Origin of the sequence: Brasilonema octagenarum UFV-OR1 (genome assembly GCF_963888615.1) — a bacterium.
GTDB classification, from domain to species: Bacteria; Cyanobacteriota; Cyanobacteriia; order Cyanobacteriales; family Nostocaceae; genus Brasilonema; species Brasilonema sennae.
The window spans coordinates 1-857 of record NZ_CAWPKW010000040.1; the positions used below are offsets into that span (position 1 = coordinate 1).

Here is an 857-nt window from a genome sequence, read left to right on the forward strand (position 1 = left end):
TCACAGGCTTGGTGATGGAAATTTCCCCAACTTCCTTGGCTATCCCCTCCAAGGCTTTTCTCCAAGTCTGGGCAATGTCCACAATTAACCCGCGTTCTGCTTGCGGCAGAGTATCAGGATTATCTAGAATTTCTGTGAGTTCCCCTAAAGCGCGGTTGAGGGCTAAGGAACGTAGATAAGAAGACCGACTGCGCTGTATAATCTTGGCATTTTCAACGACAGAACATAGAGATGTGAGAGTTTGCCAGGTGACTGGGCGCAGCAGAGGTTCTTGTGGAAAGGGAGGAATTTCAACTGTAGCGATCGCATCTGGTTCCTTAGCTTTGTTAAAAGCTGCTAGAGTTTGGGCGAGGGTGAACATTTCCTCACCGTAGAGGAGAGAACGCACGAGTGCAAAAGCTACCACGGCTGTGGCTGGTTGTTTTTCGTGCAGATACCAGAAACCAGCTGCTGTAGCACGGGCAGGAGTGTCTAAGCGAGTATCTGTGAAAAAACGAGCTTGGAGTTGTTCTTTCCAACGACGAGGAAAGAAAAAGAACCACCGGAAAGAAAAGAAATCTTTGATAAAGTTTGACTTGAGCGTTTCATTTAGAGAAGCTGAGGTAAAACGCAAGAGTTGCCAATCGAAAGGATCTTCAGCTAGCTGAACGATACGAAAGACGACTTGCTCTGAAGGGATTTCTGCCAGCACCTGATTAACAGCTTCAATCACGGGTATGAATTGAAGAGTGTAAGCCAGCAGTTGGTTGGCATTATGCAAACCAGTTTCCCAATCTTGACGCAGCCAAATTTTCAACCGAGAAGACAGGGAGTAAAGGGGAAGTGGAGTAACATGGGGAATTTGCCATTGTCTGTGG

The 857-nt window shown here is 46.9% G+C and carries 1 pseudogene; it reads right to left on the reverse strand.

Annotation, left to right across the window (positions count from 1 at the left end):
• Nucleotides 1-857: pseudogene (locus tag AC5590_RS02470) on the reverse strand (ATP-binding protein); the annotation flags it as partial.